The sequence below is a fragment of the Desulfovibrio sp. genome (assembly GCA_016208105.1).
Lineage (GTDB): Bacteria > Desulfobacterota > Desulfovibrionia > Desulfovibrionales > Desulfovibrionaceae > Fundidesulfovibrio.
The window spans coordinates 70,138-88,574 of record JACQYS010000008.1; the positions used below are offsets into that span (position 1 = coordinate 70,138).

Annotated in this window: 14 protein-coding genes; all 14 read right to left on the reverse strand. The window is 59.6% G+C overall.

From position 1 onward, the window contains the following. Positions 1-590: 590 nt before the first annotated feature. The 14 genes from HY795_03270 to modA all read right to left on the reverse strand — a co-directional run bounded on the left by HY795_03270 (position 591) and on the right by modA (position 18,425). Positions 591-2,228 (reverse strand): flagellar hook protein FlgE, encoded by a 1,638-nt coding sequence (locus tag HY795_03270; protein ID MBI4804234.1) that lies wholly within the window; start codon positions 2,226-2,228, stop codon positions 591-593. A gap of 39 nt (positions 2,229-2,267) precedes the next feature. Beyond that, entirely contained in the window at positions 2,268-2,942 is a 675-nt protein-coding gene (locus HY795_03275; GenBank protein ID MBI4804235.1) for a flagellar hook assembly protein FlgD, read from the reverse strand. An 18-nt stretch (positions 2,943-2,960) separates the two neighbouring features. Next, positions 2,961-4,754: a flagellar hook-length control protein FliK gene (locus HY795_03280; GenBank protein MBI4804236.1), complete on the reverse strand. Its 1,794-nt coding sequence runs from the start codon at positions 4,752-4,754 to the stop codon at positions 2,961-2,963. Positions 4,755-4,868: 114 nt separating this feature from the next. Next, on the reverse strand, positions 4,869-6,266 hold the full coding sequence (locus HY795_03285; GenBank protein ID MBI4804237.1) for a glycosyltransferase family 9 protein: 1,398 nt from the start codon (positions 6,264-6,266) through the stop codon (positions 4,869-4,871). A gap of 76 nt (positions 6,267-6,342) precedes the next feature. Beyond that, positions 6,343-7,932, reverse strand: coding sequence for a glycosyltransferase (locus HY795_03290; protein ID MBI4804238.1), 1,590 nt, complete (start codon positions 7,930-7,932; stop codon positions 6,343-6,345). 7 nt (positions 7,933-7,939) lie between these two features. Continuing rightward, a complete protein-coding gene (locus tag HY795_03295) occupies positions 7,940-8,365 on the reverse strand; it encodes a hemerythrin family protein (GenBank protein MBI4804239.1) in 426 nt (141 codons plus the stop codon). A 67-nt stretch (positions 8,366-8,432) separates the two neighbouring features. Then, positions 8,433-9,623: a glycosyltransferase gene (locus HY795_03300; protein ID MBI4804240.1), complete on the reverse strand. Its 1,191-nt coding sequence runs from the start codon at positions 9,621-9,623 to the stop codon at positions 8,433-8,435. 6 nt (positions 9,624-9,629) lie between these two features. Next, on the reverse strand, positions 9,630-9,974 hold the full coding sequence (locus HY795_03305; protein ID MBI4804241.1) for an STAS domain-containing protein: 345 nt from the start codon (positions 9,972-9,974) through the stop codon (positions 9,630-9,632). Continuing rightward, complete coding sequence (locus tag HY795_03310) at positions 9,962-11,506, reverse strand: SpoIIE family protein phosphatase (protein ID MBI4804242.1); 1,545 nt, start codon at positions 11,504-11,506, stop codon at positions 9,962-9,964. The genes HY795_03305 and HY795_03310 overlap by 13 nt, the downstream gene beginning before the upstream one ends. Then, the gene (locus HY795_03315) at positions 11,506-11,973 is read right to left on the reverse strand and encodes a D-tyrosyl-tRNA(Tyr) deacylase (protein ID MBI4804243.1); all 468 of its coding nucleotides are present in this window, start codon (positions 11,971-11,973) and stop codon (positions 11,506-11,508) included. Before HY795_03315 ends, HY795_03310 begins: the two co-directional genes overlap by 1 nt. Further along, on the reverse strand, positions 11,970-12,359 hold the full coding sequence (gene queD, locus HY795_03320; GenBank protein ID MBI4804244.1) for a 6-carboxytetrahydropterin synthase QueD: 390 nt from the start codon (positions 12,357-12,359) through the stop codon (positions 11,970-11,972). Before queD ends, HY795_03315 begins: the two co-directional genes overlap by 4 nt. Before the next feature lie 45 nt (positions 12,360-12,404). After that, on the reverse strand, positions 12,405-15,875 hold the full coding sequence (gene dnaE, locus HY795_03325; protein MBI4804245.1) for a DNA polymerase III subunit alpha: 3,471 nt from the start codon (positions 15,873-15,875) through the stop codon (positions 12,405-12,407). 147 nt (positions 15,876-16,022) lie between these two features. Beyond that, a complete protein-coding gene (gene tssA / locus HY795_03330; protein ID MBI4804246.1) occupies positions 16,023-17,573 on the reverse strand; it encodes a type VI secretion system protein TssA in 1,551 nt (516 codons plus the stop codon). 93 nt (positions 17,574-17,666) lie between these two features. After that, positions 17,667-18,425, reverse strand: a complete 759-nt coding sequence (gene modA / locus HY795_03335; GenBank protein ID MBI4804247.1) for a molybdate ABC transporter substrate-binding protein — start codon at positions 18,423-18,425, stop codon at positions 17,667-17,669. Between the last annotated feature and the right edge of the window lie 12 nt (positions 18,426-18,437).

Genomic DNA, 18,437 nt, shown 5'->3' on the forward strand with positions numbered 1-18,437 from the left:
ATTTTCAAGGCTCCAGGGTCAAAGTTGCCGCGCTCAAACCCGCCCGGACGTCATGGAACAAACGCTTTGCCCAGCGGTTTACTGGTGCCCAAGTCCACGGTGGGAGGGGAACTTCGAAGCGAATATCGAAACCAGCTTTGTTGCTCTCAAGCATGATTTGAGAGTCAAAATACATGGCGCCAGCAGGATACAACTGAGGATCTCTTGGGATCAGGCAAAGGATGTAAGAATGTTGGGCGGATGAGCGGAAGCAACTGAACATTAGAAATGCTCTGGCAGCCTGAAAGAGTTTTCTCCCACACACCTTCATCATGACTGCTCAATGAGGAAGGCATCTGAACGGTACCAATCGCCAGCGCTGCTAAGCGAAAAACACTAATCTCCCTGATTTGAGCAGGAGAGTGCTTGCGGGATGCCCTCTTCGGCTGTTTGAACGCCTAGTCCCAGCAGACCTCAAGAACCTTGCGCCCAGCCCTAAATTCCACAGTTCTCGGGCAGGCAGCTTGGCGCCAAACAGCATAAGAGCTCAATAAAAATGCGCCGGGGGCTTACCCCCCGGCGCATACTGCCGTTTAATGTCCTCTTCAGTCTTAACGCTTGAGCTGTATGATTTCGCTCAGCATGGTGTCCGCAGTGGTGATAACCTTCGAGTTGGCCTGGAAGCCTCTCTGGGTGGTGATCATGTCCACCATCTGGGTGGCCATGTCCACGTTGGAGGTTTCAAGGGAGTTGCTCGATATGCTCCCGAATCGACCAGTGTTCGCCCGGCCCTCAATCGCCTCGCCCGACTCTGTCGTTTGTGCGTAGAGGTTTCCCCCCTCGCGCCTGAGTCCCCAGGGGCTGGCGAAGTCCGCCAGTGCGAGAACGTAGAGCTCTTGCGATTGGCCGTTGGAGTACTTGCCCGTAAGCACGCCGTCTGAGGAGACTGAGATGTCCTGCAATGTTCCCGGAGGATATCCGTCCTGGGACACGTACAGCGGCGCCGATGGTGCTTCGAAGTTCGTGGAGGAGAGGTTGTTTCGAATTATGTTGTCAGTGTTTATCCCCTGCAACAGGGCGGCGTTCGACAGATGCGCCTGCCCAAGCATGGATGCATCCGTGGCGGAGGTATTCCAGCTTGTCGTGGTATTCTTCAACCCGAAGTTCATCGAGATGGACACGGCGTTCGACGCTGTTGTGTAGTTCGCCCCGGACACACTTCTGAAGTTGGCAGTGAACTCCGGGTATCCGGCGGAGCTTGATATGTCTGCCAGAGTCCAGTCGCTCAGGTTGCTGACAGGGTTGGTGAAGGAATTGCCGTTGAGCGTGTAGGCGGTAATGTTCTGCAGGGCCCCGGAATCGTTGAAAGCCAGGGTGCCCAGCATGAGTACGCCGGCCTTGGAGTTGGAGATCATCTGCTGGCTTACGCCGCCGATGGTGAAGGTGCGTCCGTCCTCCAGGGGTGGGCAGGTGACCATGTATTGCCAGTACTCCCGGCCGCTCACGTCCGAGACCCTGTCGTAATAGACGGACAGGGTGTGGGAGGCGCCGCGCTGGTCGTACACCTTGATGGTGTTCTGGAAACCGAAGGCGGTGTCCGGCATGGCCGTGGCCGTTGGCTGGGCCGGGTTGAAGTTGTAGTTCTGGAACATGGAGAAGAAGGGATCCGTGGTGCTCGTCGTCTTCTGAGTGGTTCTCGGGTCGAGGTTCGAGACCAGGGACACGGCGGTTGTGGCCTGCGCCGCCAGGGCAAGGGTGTCCAGGCGCACGTCCGTGACGGTTCCCTGGGTGGGCACAGAGGTGACTGTCTCCCCGGTGGCTTCCATCTGCCGCAGGGCGTTCCTGTTAACCTGCCAACCCTGGACGGTGTAGTTGTTCGGATTGACCAGATAACCGTTCTTATTGAACGTGAAGTTGCCGGCCCGTGTATAGTGGGTGGCCTGATTATAGGCATCGCGTACTTCAAAGAAGCCTGTTCCGGAGATGGCCATGTCGGTGGTCTGGTTGGTGGTCTGCAGCGCCCCCTGGCTGAAGTCGGAAAGAATGTCCTGAATGCGCACGCCCTGTCCGAGCTGCTGGGTACCTGCCGCCGTGGCAATGGTCGTGTAGAGGAAGTCCTGGAAGTCCATCCTCTGCGACTTGTAGCCGGTGGTGTTTACGTTCGCCAGATTGTTGCCAATGACGCCCATCTTTTCGCCATGTGCGGACAGACCGGTGACACCGGTCCACATCGATGTTGAGAGACTCATATTCCACCTCCGTGATGGTCAACCCGGAAATTTGCCATTTTAAGACTTCACATCCACCACGCCAAGGACGTCAGAGAAGCTCAGGCTTCTTCCATCCTGGGTGGTCAGCACGTACGTGCCGTTGTTGTTTGCTATGCTGGAGACGATGCCGGTCACCGCTGTCTTGACCAGGGTCGAGCCCCCGCTCGCGGTCTGCGTGGTTATGCCAACCGTGTAGAGACCGTTGGCAGCGGCATTGCCCTCCGAGTCCTTGCCGTCCCACTGGAAGGCCTGCTCACCGGCCGCCTTGGCGCCCTGGTCCACGGTCCGGATGATGTTGCCGTTGGAATCCATGATGTTGATGGACACCTTGGTCGCGGCGCTGCCCAGGGTGTAGTAGAGCGAACTCACCGTATCATCGGTCTTGGCCAGCGTGTTCCCAGCGGCCTTCACCTGCTTGCCTATGAACCCCACTGCCGAGAACATCTGCTGCTGCGTGGTGGCGGCGTTCAACTTGTCGATGCCAGTATTAATGTTGGTGAGCTGCTCCAGGCTGGAGAACTGTGCCAGCTGGGCCACGAATTCCTTGTCATCCATGGGATTCAAGGGGTCCTGCACCTGCATCTGCTTGATGAGCAGGGCCAGGAAGTCGTTCTTGCCCAGTTTCGACTTGTCGGTGGTCGATGCCAGGGCCTGGCTGGCCGCTGTGCTGGAAGTAATTGTATCAACGCTCATGGGGCACCTCTGGGCGGCCTACGCCACTATGTCCAATCCGCCCTGGGAAATTTTTACCGCTGTGCCACTATACTGCATTTGATGGACCAACTCATCGCTTCCCCCAGCCAAAAGCGTCGACGTGCGCATCCGCTCCAAGGCTTCCCGCTTTTCCTGCGAGAGATTGTGCTTGTCCGCGCCAGCCCACTGCTGCCCAAGGTTGGAATCCTGGGACAGGCCCGTGCGGACTTCCAGCCTGGAGACGGTCAGTCCCTGATTCTCAAGGGCCTGCTTGAGCTGGCTCATGTTTTCCGCCAGAACCTTCTCCGCTTCGGGGGACTCCGCCCGTATGACGGCCTGAACTTCCTTTCCCTTTACCGTAAGGATCACGTTCAGCTTGCCCAGGTTTTCAGGAGAAAGCTCCAATGACAATTGCTTGGTCCCCTGCCCCAGATTCTTCAGAATGCCCGACTCCACCTGGTCCAGGAGCTGACTGGACTGGGTCGTTCCGGCATGCCCTTCCGTTGTCTGGGCCATTTTCTGAGCCTGCGAAAACAGGTTGGACGACACTCCTTGAGCGTATGCCGCGCTCCCGTCGGGCGATGTCTGGGAAGCCCCTTCCGCGCGTATCTTGCTCACGAATTCGCCCCACGATCGTTCGTGTGAACTTTTGCTCTCCTGAGAGTTTTCCTTCTCGCTGCCCGAAGACTGCGAGCCAGGCTGGCGGCCGTCTCTATGCAATGCATTGGCCTCTGGCCTCTGAGTGCCGGACTCCGCCGCCTTGTCCGGGCTGGCGGCCTTGGGAGCGTCGTTCTTGACTTCCTCCTTGACCGGAGCCGCGATGCTTTGAGGCTCTTTCAGCAGGGACGAGGTCTTCACATGAGAGGACTCCACCTTGGCGTTGATGACGTTTTGCGTGATGTCAACGCGCGCTGTGGCCTTGTCCATGGCGGGATCAACCTGATCCTTGACCAGCTTCAAAGCGTCCTTGACCTGAGACAACAGCTTCAAGGACTCGCCCTTGGCCTCACCGAGCGCCTGGCTCATGGTCTCCGGGGTCAAGGTCAGGTTTTCCTGAGGGCCGAACAACCCGAGCAGCTTCTGCTTGGACGAATCAGAGAGCTTCAAGGTATTGGCCAGAGCCTCCATTTCGCTCGCGGAAATGGTCAGGGTCTGGCTCGGGTCGAGCTCCTTGAGCTTGCCGGAAATCACATTGAACGCACGGCCGGTTTTGCCGTTGGCCAGCGCGTCGGTGAGAGCGCTGGTCTGCTTGGAATCAAAACCCAGACGGTCGAGAAGCGATGACACCTTGGACTTGTCTTCATCGCTGACAGGCTCTGCCTTGATGAACTTTTCCACCACGGCCTGCTGCACTGAAAACATGAACTGACCCCAGGTCATTCCTTCCGGGCTCTGGATCTTTTTTCCCAGTTCCTCGAGCTTTTCCTTGGAGACCCCTGCCTGCACAAGCTTGTCCGCCAGTCCGGCATAATCTTCCTGGGTCATTTTCACGTTGCGCAGCGAGGTGTCGCTCTTGGTGCTCCCCATGCTGGGCACTGCAAGCTTGGCCGTGGAAGCAGGCACGACCGAAGATGGCTTCCAGCCGGAGGCAACAAAGGTTTGTGCCGCGCTCAACACTTCATTGCTGGAATCCGAAGTTGCCTGGCCCAAATTCTGTAATGAAGCCAGCTTCCCTTTGGCAGCAGAACCCTGCGCATTCAGTTTGAGCAAGCTCTCAAAAAGGCCGACCCCCTTGCCCGCGGCATTCACTTTAGTGAAGCGATCCAGCGGGAGAATACCGAGAGTGGAGCCTACAGTGGGAAGGATTTGCATGTTTTTCTCCTGACGGCCTTACTTGTACAAAAGCCGTTCCAAGAGGATCGCATGCAATTTAAGCCAGTTAGAGATCCGGCTGGAGGGAACTATTTTCCCGATCAGCTTGAGCCTTCAGGATTGGATCGTGCGCATCAGCTCTATTGTCTCCAGGCATTGCGCCAGCGCCCCGCGCGAGAAATCGGCGTTTTCCAAATACATGTGCATGTATCCCGACAAGGGCCTTAACATGGGAGGCGAAGAGGTCCAGAAGTCCTCTCCAGGAGGAGTGCCGGACACCACCAATTCCCGAATCCGCGCGGCAAGCTTCGCCGTGGACCTTGAAAAACTCTTGGCCAAGTAGGGGTACGCGAGGGAAAGGGCCTCCCAGGATTGTTTCGGTTTCTCGGTGCCCCACAATCCGAAAAACGCCCCGAAAACACCTCTCCAGAAATCGCCAAGGTAATCCGATGCCCTTTTTTCAGCCCCGCCCAAAGGAATAAGGTCGTAAAACCCTTCAGGAGTGCGTCCAGTCCGGTACAACCGCGTTCCAGGGGGGACGAATACCTTGTTGGCGTCACGAGGGGTCAGCAAACGCCACGTCATATAGGCTACCTGGGCCGGATCGAAATGATCCAGGCAGCGGGGCGATTCGAAGCGGCAGTGCCAGCAGTCCAGGCAGGACATGTTCGCCCGCAGCACATAATGGCCCGGCGGGTATGGGCCGGTTTCCCAGGGATTCACCGGCCCCATTGAGAGGTTGAGGGTCAAGAGGCCGGACCAGGCTGCCAAATGCATGGGACCGGTATCCGGCGTGATCATCATGGAGAGGGTCTGCCCCACGGCCGCGAACTCCCGCAGGCCAAACTGCCCGCAGGCGTCCACCACCCTTCCCGTATAGAGCCGTTTGACTTCCTGGCACAGAGCCCTGTCGTCCGGTCCCCCCAACAGTACGACCTTGAGCCCCCGTTTTTCTAACTCCCTGGCTAGAGATGCCCAGAACCAGGCATCAGGGCGTTTGATCTCTTCACTTGCGCCGAGAAACAAGCCCACCGCATGGTTGTCCGAATTGTTGCTGCGGGGGAGATCGAAATGTGTGGAAGAGAAACTCCCCGGATCCACGCAGTCCAGGGCGTTGAGCTCAGACCAATGGAAACGGTTGTGCCGGTTGTTTCCGGTAAGCGCTGCCCGATACAGTTGCCACCGGCCATGTACATGCAGGCCGGACTGCGTGCGCACCGCGCCAAATTTAAGTCCGGCTTGCAAACTGCCGGCCAGCTCGGAGGCCTCAGGCCGGTGACTCAAGTTCAGGATGAGCTTGTAGCTCCTGGCAGCAAGCTCGCTGGTTGCCGTCCAGGGCAGGTAGGTGACGGGGGGAGAAACGCCCAGCAGTTCGTTGTAGAACGTCGGCTCGGCCACAACCCAGACGGGGTGGTCAGGAGAGGTGCGTTTTGTCCAGAGGAACAGCGGGAAGGACAGGATGATGTCCCCCATGCGCTGCATTTGTAAGACGAGAACCGGTTCCGTGTTCATTGCGTAAGTCTTGCTTTCGTTTGCCGTTTCTAGCTCTTTATGGGGTTGCAACACTCAAGAAGATACCTAGGGCGGTTTATGCCCCCATGTTCGCGCGCCACTTGGCCAGGGCATCTTCCCAGGCGGTCTGATCCGCTGTCAGGGCAGCCCTGGTGAAATCATCCTGTTCGAACTTTTGGTGGAGTTTGTACTGGTTGGCCCAGCCAATTCCGTATTGGGCCTGCCCCTGTGCCCCTTGGCTGCCCGTGGACTTGAAATGGCTCACAGCCAAATGCCCTTGGTAAACGGGAACTTTGCCCGCTAGAAGCAGGCGGATGTCATGATCCAGGTCGTCATACTGTGACGGGGAGTAGCGCAGGTCGAAGCCGCCGCTGGAGGCCAACTCCTTTGCCCTAAAAAAATGGCAGCACCCGGTGACCGTGGCGCAAGGCCGGACATAGGAGAACTGGCCCCGGTCCAAGGTCTGGTGGTGGCAGGATGAGAGGCTGAAGCGCCTGAGCTGTTGCCCGTCGCCCGGTAAAATTTCGAGGAAGACGTCGGCCGACTGGATGTGGGAAGGCCGCGAGAAATCGCGCACCCTTGCTCCCCAGACGCCAGCGTCGGGATACAGCGCGGCCGCTGCGCCAAGGGCAGCAAGCCAGTCCTTGGGAAGATCCACGTCATCATCAAGGAAAACCACCCAGTCGCCTGAGCGCACATGCTCAAGGCTCATGAGCCAATTACGGGCCGCCGGAGCACCCACGTTCACCGGCAGGCTCACCACTTCCATTGTCTCCGGGTCCAACCTGCCGCACCACCCTGCCAGAACGTCCGAGGTATCGTCAGTGCTGCCGTTGTCCAGCACGGTCACCCGGGCTCCACCAAGATCACTGGAGAAAACGCTCTCAAGGGTCTGATCGATGTCCCGGACCTTGTTATACGTATAGAGGAGCACTTCGACCCGGCCCGGAAGCGCTTTCCGGAGCTTTCTCTGCCCCCAGGCGATATCGTTGAGCACCAACAGGGGCTGCACTCGCCAGGGCTCCCGGACCAGACCGGCCTTAAGCCATTGCACCGCCTGAGCGAAATCTCCGCCCGCGCAATGGGCTTGGCCAAGCCGTATTTGAAGCCCCGGACACTCCCAGAGACGGGCGCATCGGGAATAATTGGCCAACGCGGCCTCGGGTTCTCCCCGCAGCATGGCCACATCTCCACCCAGAAGCCTGGCCAGGGGTTCCGGCAGGCCGGCGAGGACCGAACCGGCCCAATCCCAATCTCCGGCGTCCAGGGCATGGGTTAGGTTCAAGCGTTCCCAGAAAAGGTTGCCGGGTTCTTTTTCGCTTTGCAGGCGAAGATAGTTCCCGATCTTGGCGGTGTCGCGACGTTCAGCCAGGCGCCGGTAGTATGCGAGATCGTTTGGGGGAGCGGTATTTTGCGCCACGTGAGCCGCCAGCTCGCGAGCGGCCACGGGAGCGTGTTCAAACATCGCCGCCTGGCTGGCCAGGTCGGCGTCCAAAGGCGACTCCACCCAGGCCGCCAATGAGAGCTCACCAGCAAGACGCACATGTCCGGCGGCTCCGGCCAGACGTGCGCACGCGGCCAGATGCCCGGCACCTTCGCAGCCATGGACCAGGGCGGTTCGCAAAGGGTCAGGGAGTGTTTCGAGCAGCCAGGACATAATGGACACAATCCGCTCAATCGGTCCGCAACCTGTCCGACAGGCCGCGATCCAGCAGATGCTTGGCCAGGGTTTGGTCAATTCCGGTGGTGTGTTTCACGAACCAGACCACGATGTAGTCTAAGAACTCTTTCAGATCGAAGTCATGGTCGTGAACGAACCGCCGGTGGAATTCGAGCGCTTTCATGGAACACTCCAGATGCTCCTTCACCTGGGTGAAGTATTCCGGATATGTGGCGTGATCCATGAGGGACTCTTCGGTTTGGAAGTGGGTGATTGTATAATTATAAAACTTTCTGATGAATCTCGATATCTCTGTCTGACTCGCGCTGCGTTCGATGGCGTCGCCGATGCTGTTTATCAAGACCACGAGTTCCCGGTGCTGCTCATCTATCAGGTACAGCCCGATCGACATGCTCTCGTCCCACTCGACTATCGGCATAGTGAGCTCCTTGTTCCCCGACACCCTTGTTCCGTACAACGAAGATTACATTCGCCTATGGCTACGCTCAGGTGAACGTGGTCCGCATCACGTCCAAAAGCTGTCCCATCCGGATCACATATGTATGTTCGGCCAGCACCCGTTCCCTGGCCGCCTTCGCTATTCTGTCGCGTTCGCCTTGATGAGCCAGGTAATGTCTCACCATGTCCGGAATCTCTCCGGGGTGCGAGTACACGGCGACCTCCCTGCCGGGTTCGAAAAGCCGCTCCATCTGGGCCCGGTGGTCGGTCAGCAAAAAAGCGCCGCAGGCGGGAACGTCGAACACGCGCTGGTTCACCGCCCCCTTCATTTGCAGGCTGGTGCAGTTGAAATTCAATTTGGAGAGAGGATAAAACCCAGGGAGCTGGTCGTAGTAGGCCAGCTCCGGAAGCCTGCGCCACCTGCGCCCCTCGTCCGCGAAGGTCTGGAGCCACCCGGCATCACCCACTATGACCGGAGAAAACTCCATCACCTTGCCCAGGCACTCCTCACGATACTGACGCGTGGACTCCCAGATGACGGCGGTTTCGAAGGCCAGCTGGCGCTGAGGCGTGCCAAGCGCCTCGAAATCCTCCACCAGTTGAGGGAAATGGTCGGCAATGAAGGCCCTGACGCTCCATTCCGGATGCTGCCCGAAAGCCCTGGCCAGCTCGGACACGGCACCCAGGAGCCTTTCGCCCGGATTGGCATAAAGAAGGCGTTTGCCTGTTTTTATCACCATGGAATTGCCCACAAAGCTCACATCGGCACGCCAAGGATGATCCTGAGGCAAGGGAGCGGGTGGAGGGACGAACCGGAGTTCATCCGTGGCCAGCGGGAGGTAGAAAACGTGTTCGAAGCCTTGGGCCCGCAAGGGCTCCATGTTGTCGGCGTCCCAGGTGAAGACTGCGGTGCGTTTTGCAGCCGGGTCGGAGTACAGGGCCAGGGCCAGGGCGGGATTGTCCACGAACCAGGACGCCAGGGGGATGTCCAGCCGCGAAAGAAGCCCTGTGAGCACCCCTTCGTGGTCCACCCCCAGGTGGTTGACCGTAAGGGCGAAATGGGGCCTGAACTCCTTTATGGTCGTGACCAGGGTCCTAAGATAGTCATCCAGCACGAGTTCGTCGCCGCCGGTATCCAGGTAGCGGTAGGCGACGCCCATGCGGTCGAAGGCCGCCATGACCTCGCCCAAGAGAAAGAAGCGGCTGGTGACCAGAAGCACCCTGGGAGCATCAGGCATCAGGCGTCACTTCCCGGTCAGAACGTCCAGTTCCTGCTGATTCTCTACCACCTTGAAAAATTCCATGAGCTGTACGAGCTCAAGGGTCTTTCTTACCTGCGCGCTAGGGGAAAAAAGCACCAGGGTTTTACCCGAAGACTGCAACCGGGTGTTGCACGCAACCAGGAAACCGATGCCCGAGGAATCCATGAAGCTTATCTCGGAAAGATCCAACACCAGAAGAGAAGACGTGCCGTCCTCAAGAACCTTCTCCACCTCACGCTTGAAGGACTGGGTGATCTCCATGGTGATCTCGCCGGAATACTTCCCCATGAGGCTTTCGCCCTTGTGAATCCAGGTCAGGTTTTCCACAGGTCCTTCCTAATCAGTTTGACCACGCGCAGGACGTTTTCGCTGCCGCGGCGTTTGAGTTCGCAGACATCGGAAAGTTTACAGATGATGAACATTCCACGGCCGCATTCCGACTCGGGAGCGGCGTTCTTGAAGCTCACGTTGTCGCCGAAGCCCTTGCCCCAATCCGCCACCTCGAACTCGACCGAACGGCCAGGATGCAGACGCAGACGCACCTCCAAGGCTCCTTCGCCTCCTTGGTACGCATGCCGGCTGACGTTTGCGCAGGCCTCGGTGAGCACAATGTCCAGATCGTGAAGGATGTCCGGGTCGGATATGTATTCGCCCACAACCGCAACGGCGTCCTTGGCCAAGCTCCGGCTGGCGGATGCAGAGGATATCCCCTTGAACACCCGGGTCAAAGGGCTGCCCACGTTGACCCACAGGGCTGTCACGTCATCGATGAACACCGGCCCGGACCGCTCGCCGCATAAATTTTCCAGAAGAGTCTGCAGAGTGAAACGGCCGGAAGACAGGAGGTTTTCGGCGAGCAGCTTGAAGTTCTCCAGGCCGAAAATCTCCCGTTCCAGCCCCCGCCACTCGTACCAGCCGTCCGTATAAAGAAAAAGCCCGGCCGGTTTGGTGAAAGAGATGGTTCGGGTTTTGAATTCCTGTTCGAAAAAGCCCAGCACCGACCCGGTCGGGTCAAGCCATTGGGGTTTGCCGTCACTCCACAAGAGCGGTGGGCAGTGCCCCGCGTTGACGTAGGTCAGCGTGCACGTGTTGGGATCGATGTCCGCCGCGGCCAGGGTCACGAAGTCCGGTTCCTCACCGATGGATGACAAAAGATGGTGGCTGGCCAGGGAGAGCGTTTCCCCCAGGGAGAGATAGTGGGTTTGGGAGACGCGCACCAGGGTTCGCACCACGGCCATGAGAAAGGCGGCCCGCGCCCCGTGCCCGGACACGTCCGCCACGACGACCCGCATGGTTCCGTCGGGAAGAGTAAAGAAGTCGTAGTAGTCGCCGCTGGCCCTGCCCGAAGGGCGGTAGAGGCACTCCACCGTGTTCTCCCCCAAAAGCGGAGTGCAGTCCGGCAAAAGCCGCCTCTGCAGCCCGGCCACCAAGTCAATCTCGCGGCTTATGCGCTCATACGCCTGCCTGAGCCGCCTGTTCAGATTCACCTGTCTGGCGGCGGCTCCCACCCGGGCCAGGAGTTCCTCCCGGTCGAAGGGCTTGCCCAGAAAATCGTTGGCCCCGGCGGCGAAGGCCTTGGCCTTGAGAGCCTTGGTGTCCTGGGCCGTGAGCACGATGATCTGCACTTCGTGGTCCTGGGCCACCCCCCGGATGTGCTGCATCACTTCCAAGCCGGACTTGACGGGCATGTTCATGTCCAGGATGATCACATCGGGCTTGAAGGTGGCGTGGGCCTCGATGGCCTCGTGACCGTCTTCGGCAGACTGGAGCCGGTACTGCTGCCCAAGAATGTAGGTGAGCAGACGAAGGACTGTTTTGGAGTCGTCCACCACCAGGACGCGGATGTCCTCGGAGGTCATCAAGCGAAGTCCCTGCTGTCGAGCATGATGGTCACAGGGCCGCAGTTGGTGAGGGCAACAGACATGTCCGCCCCGAAAACACCGGTTTTCACCCGGCCTGGCAGGAGCGCTTCCATATCGGAGCACAGGCGGTCGAAAAGACTCCTGGCCACTTCAGGGGGGGCGGCTGAGGAGAAGGAAGGACGAAGTCCCTTGCGGCAATCGGCGTACAAGGTGAATTGGGACACAAGCAGAAGCTCGCCGGATGCCTCGGAAAGATTCAGGTTCATCTTGCCTGCTTCGTCGGCAAAGATCCGCAGTTTTGGGAGCTTTTCCACCATGGCCCTCCACCACGGGGATTCAGGGGCCTGCGGGCCGTCGTCCGGCCCGAACCCGGCAAACACAAGAAACCCCTTGGATATGGAGGCCACGCACGCGCCCGACACCTCCACCGAGGCCCCGGCCACACGCTGGATAAGAAGCCTCATGACACCTCGGAATAGGTGGCCTTGCTTGTGGACTTCTCGAAAACGCTCACCTCGTGTATTCCGGCGGGCAACCCCTCAAGGAGCCTTCCCAGCTCCCAGTAAATGTAGCGGGCCAGATTCTCGGCCGTGGGATTGCGGCGCTGAAAATAGGGAACGTTGTTCAAATGGGTATGATCCAGTTTGTCCAGAACCTGTTTCAAAAAACCCTTGAGGTCCTTGAAATCCATGAGCATCTCCGTGTCATGGGTGAGGCGTTCACCCTGGAACACGGCTTCGACCACGAAGTTGTGTCCATGCAGCGCCTCGCAGGGTCCGTCGTAGTTACGCAGACAGTGCGAGGAGGAGAATTCGTCGGTGATGGACAGCCTGAACACGCCACGACGCATGGGCTGCCGCTCGGCAACGGTTTTTGAAGTCACGTTGAGTCCCCTTTAAGCCGTGGCCTTGCTTGCCTCAGAGGCCAGGCAGTCGTCCACGGCTTGCCAGAATTCCGGACAAGGCCCCACCGAGAGGTCCTCGGAGAGCCCGGCCAGACATTCCAAATCGTCGAAAACCAGACGCAGCCTGACCTTGGCTGGACCTGGATACTTATTAAAGATTTCCTTGAGTCCCGCAAGGGTGCGGCAGGCGTTGGCCTCCACCCTCACCTCCAGAGGTTCGTCGCCTGCGGCAACGGCCTCGGAAAGCGACCGGGCGGACTGCACCACCAGCTTGAGCTTCACCGGGTGGTCGCCGGGCTCCTCGTTCTCCTTGCCGATCTTGGCGGTGATGAGAAGCGGCTGGTCTCCGGCCAGAAGGTCCCGGCATTTGGCGAAGGCCTCCGGGAAGAAGATGGCTTCGCCGTCGCCAGCGATGTCCTCCAGGCCGCAGAAGGCCATCTTGTCGCCCTTCTTGGTGATGTGCTCTTTCTTGGTGGTGATCACGGCGGCCACGGTCACTTCGCTGTCCGGAGTGTATCCCTTGCACTCGGAAAGGGTCTTTATGCCCATGCGCCTGATGTCGCGCGCGTAGACCTTGAGCGGATGGCTGGTGAGGTAGAAGCCCAGGGCCTCCTTTTCCTTGGCCATGAGTTCCTCGTGCCCCCACTCGGGCACCAGGGCCTCCTCGCAGTTCAGGCCGATGCCCGTGCTCTTGGACTTGGGCACCGGGGCCAGGCTCATGAGCGAAAACTGGCCGGAATTCTTGTCCTCGGCCCGCTTCTGGCCCTGGGCCACGGCCTTGTCCAGCCCGGCGGCCAGGCATGCCCGCGGCGCGCCGAAGCTGTCCATGGCTCCGGCCTTTATGAGAAACTCCAGCACCCGCTTGGTGGTTTTGCGCAGATTCACCCTGGAGGTCAGGTCCACCAGGCTTTCATAGGGCCCGTTCTCCTCGCGCTCGCGCACGATCTCATTTATGGCTTCGCCGCCCACGTTCTTGATGCCAGCCAGGCCGTAGACGATCTTGTCTTCCTTCACGCTGAAATGGCGCATGGAGAGGTTCACGTCCGGGGGCAGCACCTCGATGTCGCGGTCCGTGCAGTCGGAAATGTACTTCAGGACCTTGTCCTGGTTTTCAATGTCGGACGTGATCAGCGCGGCCATGAAGGCCACGGGGAAGTGGGTCTTCAAAAAGGCCGTGTGGTAGGAGATGAGCGCGTAGGCCGCCGAGTGGGATTTGTTGAACCCGTACTCGGCGAACTTCTCCATGAGGTCGAAGATTTCATTGGCCTGGGCGTCCGGAATGCCCTTCTTCTGGGTTCCCTCCAGAAAACGCGTGCGCTGCTTGGCCATTTCCTCGGGGTTTTTCTTGCCCATGGCCCGGCGCAGCAGGTCGCCCTCTCCCAGGGAGTATCCCGAGAGCACCTGGGCGATCTGCATGACCTGCTCCTGGTACACGATGACTCCGTAGGTGGGCTTGAGCACCGGCTCCAGGTCCGGGTGGGGGTATTTCACCTCCACTATGCCGTGCTTGCGGTCGATGAACTCCTGCACCATGCCCGACCCCAAGGGGCCCGGACGGTACAGGGCCAGCATGGCGATGATGTCCTCGAAGCAGTTGGGCTTGAGCTGGCGCAGATACTTGCGCATGCCGTCGGATTCCACCTGGAAGATGCCGTCGGTGTCGCCCCTGGAAAAGAGCTTGTAGGTTTCCTCGTCCGTCAGGGGCAGGTTGTCCAGGTCCGGCGGCTCGTGACCCATCTCCCTGATGATGTCCAGGGCGTCCTGGATCACGGTCATGGTTTTAAGACCCAGGAAGTCGAACTTGACCAGGCCGATCTTCTCCACCCGCTTCATGTCCCACTGGGTGACTATTTCCTGGTTCTTGCCCTGATAGAGAGGAACGTACTCGGTCATGGCCTTGTCCGAGATGACCACCCCGGCTGCGTGGGTGGAGGCATGGCGGGAAAGCCCTTCCAGACGGCGCGACACGTCGATGAGCCTTGCGATCTGAGGATCCTGGTCCACGAGTACGGCGAGTTCCGGCTCCATGTTGAGGGCCTTGTCGATGGTCATCTTCAGGTCTTCGGGGATGAGCTTGGCTATGCGGTCGGTCTCGCCGTAGCTCATGCCGAGCGCCCGGCCCACGTCGCGGACCACGGCCTTGGCCTTCATGGTGCCGAAGGTGGTTATCTGGGCCACGGAATCTCGCCCGTACTTCTCGGACACGTAGCGTATGACCTCGGCGCGGCGGCGCTCGCAGAAGTCCACGTCGATATCAGGCAAGGAGATGCGTTCGATATTGAGGAAACGCTCGAAAAGAAGATCGTAGGGAAGGGGGTCCAGGTTGGTGATGCGAAGCGCGAAAGCCACAAGCGACCCGGCCGCCGAGCCGCGTCCCGGACCAACGGGGATGCCCTGGTTCTTGGCCCAGTTGATGAAGTCCTGAACGATGAGGAAATACCCTGGGAAGCCCATCTTGGCGATGACGTCCAGCTCATAGTCCAAACGGTCCCAGTAACGCTTCTCATCGTCGGGGGGGAGCTTCATCTTGGCCAGGCGCTCGGTGAGGCCCTTGCGCGCCATGTCCGCCATCTCGTCGTCCAGGGTCTTGCCCTGGGGCACCTCGTATACAGGAAAATGGTGGGTTTTGAGATCAAGCTCCAGGTCAATGCGCTCGGCAATCTCACAGGTGTTGGCCAGGGCCTGGGGAAGCTCGGGAAAGGCTACGGCCATTTCAGCCGGGGAGCGGTAGTAGAGCTCCTGGGTTGTGAAGCGCATGCGCTTCTCGTCATCCACCTGGGCCTGGGTCTGGATGCACAGGAGCACGTCGTGGGCCGCTGCGTCTCCGGCTTCCAGGTAATGGCAGTCGTTGGTGGCCACCAAGGGGAGCTTCATCTCGTCGGCCAGCTCAATGACCATCTTATTGAGCTGGGCCTGCTCGGGCAGGTCGTTGGCCTGGAGTTCCAGGTAGAGCCGGTCCGGGAAAAGCGACATGTACTGGCGGGCCATCTCGCGCCCGGCGTCCATGCCTTCCTTAAGCAGAGCCTGATGAATTTCGCCCTTCAGGCAGGCTGACAGGGCGATGATCCCTTCGCCGTGCGCTGCCAGCAGGGCTTTGTCCACCCTGGGTTTGTAATGGAAGCCGGAAAGATACCCCTCTGAGGAAAGCTTGAGGAGATTCCTGAATCCAGTCAGGTTCTGGGCCAGCAGGACAAGATGGTACCCGGCGTCGCGCGGGGAGCGGGCGTTCTTCTCGGCCCGGCCGCCCTTGGCCACATAGACCTCGCAGCCCACGATGGGCTTTATGCCGGCCTTCTTGCAGTATTCGTAGAACACCAGAGCGCCGTGCATGTTGCCGTGGTCGGTTATGGCCGCTGCCGGGCACCCGAATTCCTTGGCGCGTTTGACGAGATCTCCGATGCGTATGGCACCGTCGAGCAGGGAATATTCTGTATGGCAATGAAGATGCACGAAATCAGACATTTATAACTACCTGTAAATGCGTGATTATTTTTGAGACTGGAAGAGCCGCTCCGCCCATACCCCTAGCCCATTACACGCGGAAAGCCAATCCTTGGAGGATTCTTAGGGCACTCGACCAGTCCGGCGCCCGCCAGGAATGGGAGCCCCCTACCCGCTCACCCGCATGGCCGCCGCCGGATTGATCCTGGCGATGCGCGACAGCACCTGGCGCGTATGGGACTTGCCTTCGTCGCTCACGTCCAGGGACAACACGTCGTAAGCGGCCAGCAGCGCGCGCAGAGCCGTGTCCGGCTCCCACTGTTCCAGCTTGTACTGGTCGATAAGGCTTAGGAGCTCGTCGATGTTCGGCCCGGCCAGGTCTGCCCGGCCGGACTGGGAAAGCATTCCGGCAATGGCGATGAGGCAGTCGAAGCGTTCCCGGCCTGACCGGGATTGCCTGAGCGCCTCCTGCAGGGTGGTCACGGCGTCGACGAATTTTTTCTGCGCCGCCAGGGCCTGGGCCGACTCAAACGCCTTGCCCAGGGGCGAATCCGAAGACGCGGCTTCCATGGAGGAGCCTGCCCCCAGAGCGATGGACTTGAGCCAGGTTCTTGTTTCGGCGTCGGCAAAGGGCGTCCCGTCCGAGAAGCTCATGGCTTCGATGCCCTTGAGCCGCGCGACGTAGAGCGCGGTCTGGGCCTTGAGCGAATCCAGGGCCGGGGCCCCTTTGGCGCCAAGTGAATCCAGGGCCTGGGCGGACAGGCGGGAAAGGTCCAGCCAGAAGAGATACACCGGCACCTGCGATTCTGCCCGGCGCGCGGCTTCCTCGTACTGCCTGCCTGAGACCAACTGGGCGATGGAGGATTTGATGCTCTCGTCGGGCGCCGGGATCATGGTCTGGCCCTTGTCCGCGGGAGGGAGCCCGTCCACCTTGATCCATGCCCCGAGACGGTTCAGCACATAGGCCCTGGGATCGCTGGCATCGGCTTCCAATAGAACTGCCGCGGTGGAAACCATCTGGCCAAGGCAGGCCTCCAGGCTGGCGGCCGGATCCGCAGGTCTGGCTGGCTGTGAAGGAGCGGAGCTGGCCGGGCGCGGTTGAGCCTGGGCGACAGGCTGCGCTGTTTGTTGGACGTCGTTTCCGGTTTCGGGTGCTGGCGGCGCCTCCTCCTTGGGAGTCTCCACGGGAAGGCGCTTGGCGAATTCCAGCAGATCGCGGAGCCCCGGGCCGTCCGGTACGTTCTCGGCCACGAACTTGTCCAGGGTATCGAACCCCGAGACCAGCCGTTGCACCACGTCCTGAGGAAAGGTGGAATCCGTGGTGAAGGCATCCACAAAGGCCTGCACCTGGTCTCTGAACCAACCTATGGCGTTGGCCCGGCCACGCATGCGGTTCTTGGGGGGAAAAAGGGTATCCCAGTAGGTGGTGGTCACGTCCGCCAGCAGGTTCACTCCGTCCGCCAGACCTGGGATGGCGTTTTTCTTCAGAAGCGCCACGGCCATGTACGCGGCTGTGGGCAGGTGCTTGCCTTTGGTGGTGAGGATGGTCTCCGAGAGTTTGAGAACATTTTCCCAGTCGATACCCTGCTTGTTCGCCGAGGGCATGGAAAGCTTGTCTATCTCGGCCTGAAGCTGTTCGAACTCCGGTTCATAGGAGGGATCGATTCCGGCCGGCTGAGCGGCGGAAATGGGGGTTTTGCCAACGTCTTGTATGTCCATGGCGCATCTCGGTTGGTGTTAAGCGGGCGAGGTCCGTGATGACTCGCGGCCCCCGCCCTCCATCTAACCCGAATACGCCGCAGGCAACAACACCTAAGGCTTTTGGAATCCGTATTTGGCCAATATGGCCTGCCCTTCTGAACTCAACACGAACTGAACAAAGGCTTCAGCAGCCTGCTTGTCTTTCGAGGTCTGAACAATGGCCAGGGGATACAGTACCGGAGATTTGGTGGGTATTGCCGCCACCATCTCAACAGAGTCTTTGGCTATCATGGCGTCCGTTGCGAACACGAAGCCCGCGTCCACCTCGGCCCGGGTAAGATAATCCAACACCTGTTTCACGTTGTTTCCGAAAATAAGTTTTTGCTGCAGGGAGTCCCACAATCCAGCTGCCATGAGCGCTTCGCGGGTGTAGCGCCCGACCGGCACGGTCTCCGGCTGTCCCATGCCGATGCGCGCCACCTCCGGCTTGCTCAAATCCTGCAGGGAGGTCACCTTGCCCCCGCCAGTCTTGGGCCTGGCCAGCACCAGGGAGTTGGCCACGAAATCCTTCCGGGATTCCTTCACGATCAAATCCTTTGCTTGGGCGCGGTCCATGGTCTCCTGGTCAGCGGAAGCGAACACGTCCACAGGAGCTCCCGCCTCTATCTGGGCCAAAAGCGCCCCGGAGGCCGCAAAGTTGGTGTGCACCGTGAACCCCGGGTTGGCCTTTTCGAAGGCCTGTTTGATCCCGGTAAAGGCGGCTGTCAGGCTCGCGGCTCCGGACACGGTCACCGATTGAGCCCAAATTTCAGCGGACGAACCCAACACCATCGTGAACAAGAGCATGGGCAGCACGAAAAATTTCTTCATATACAACTCCTG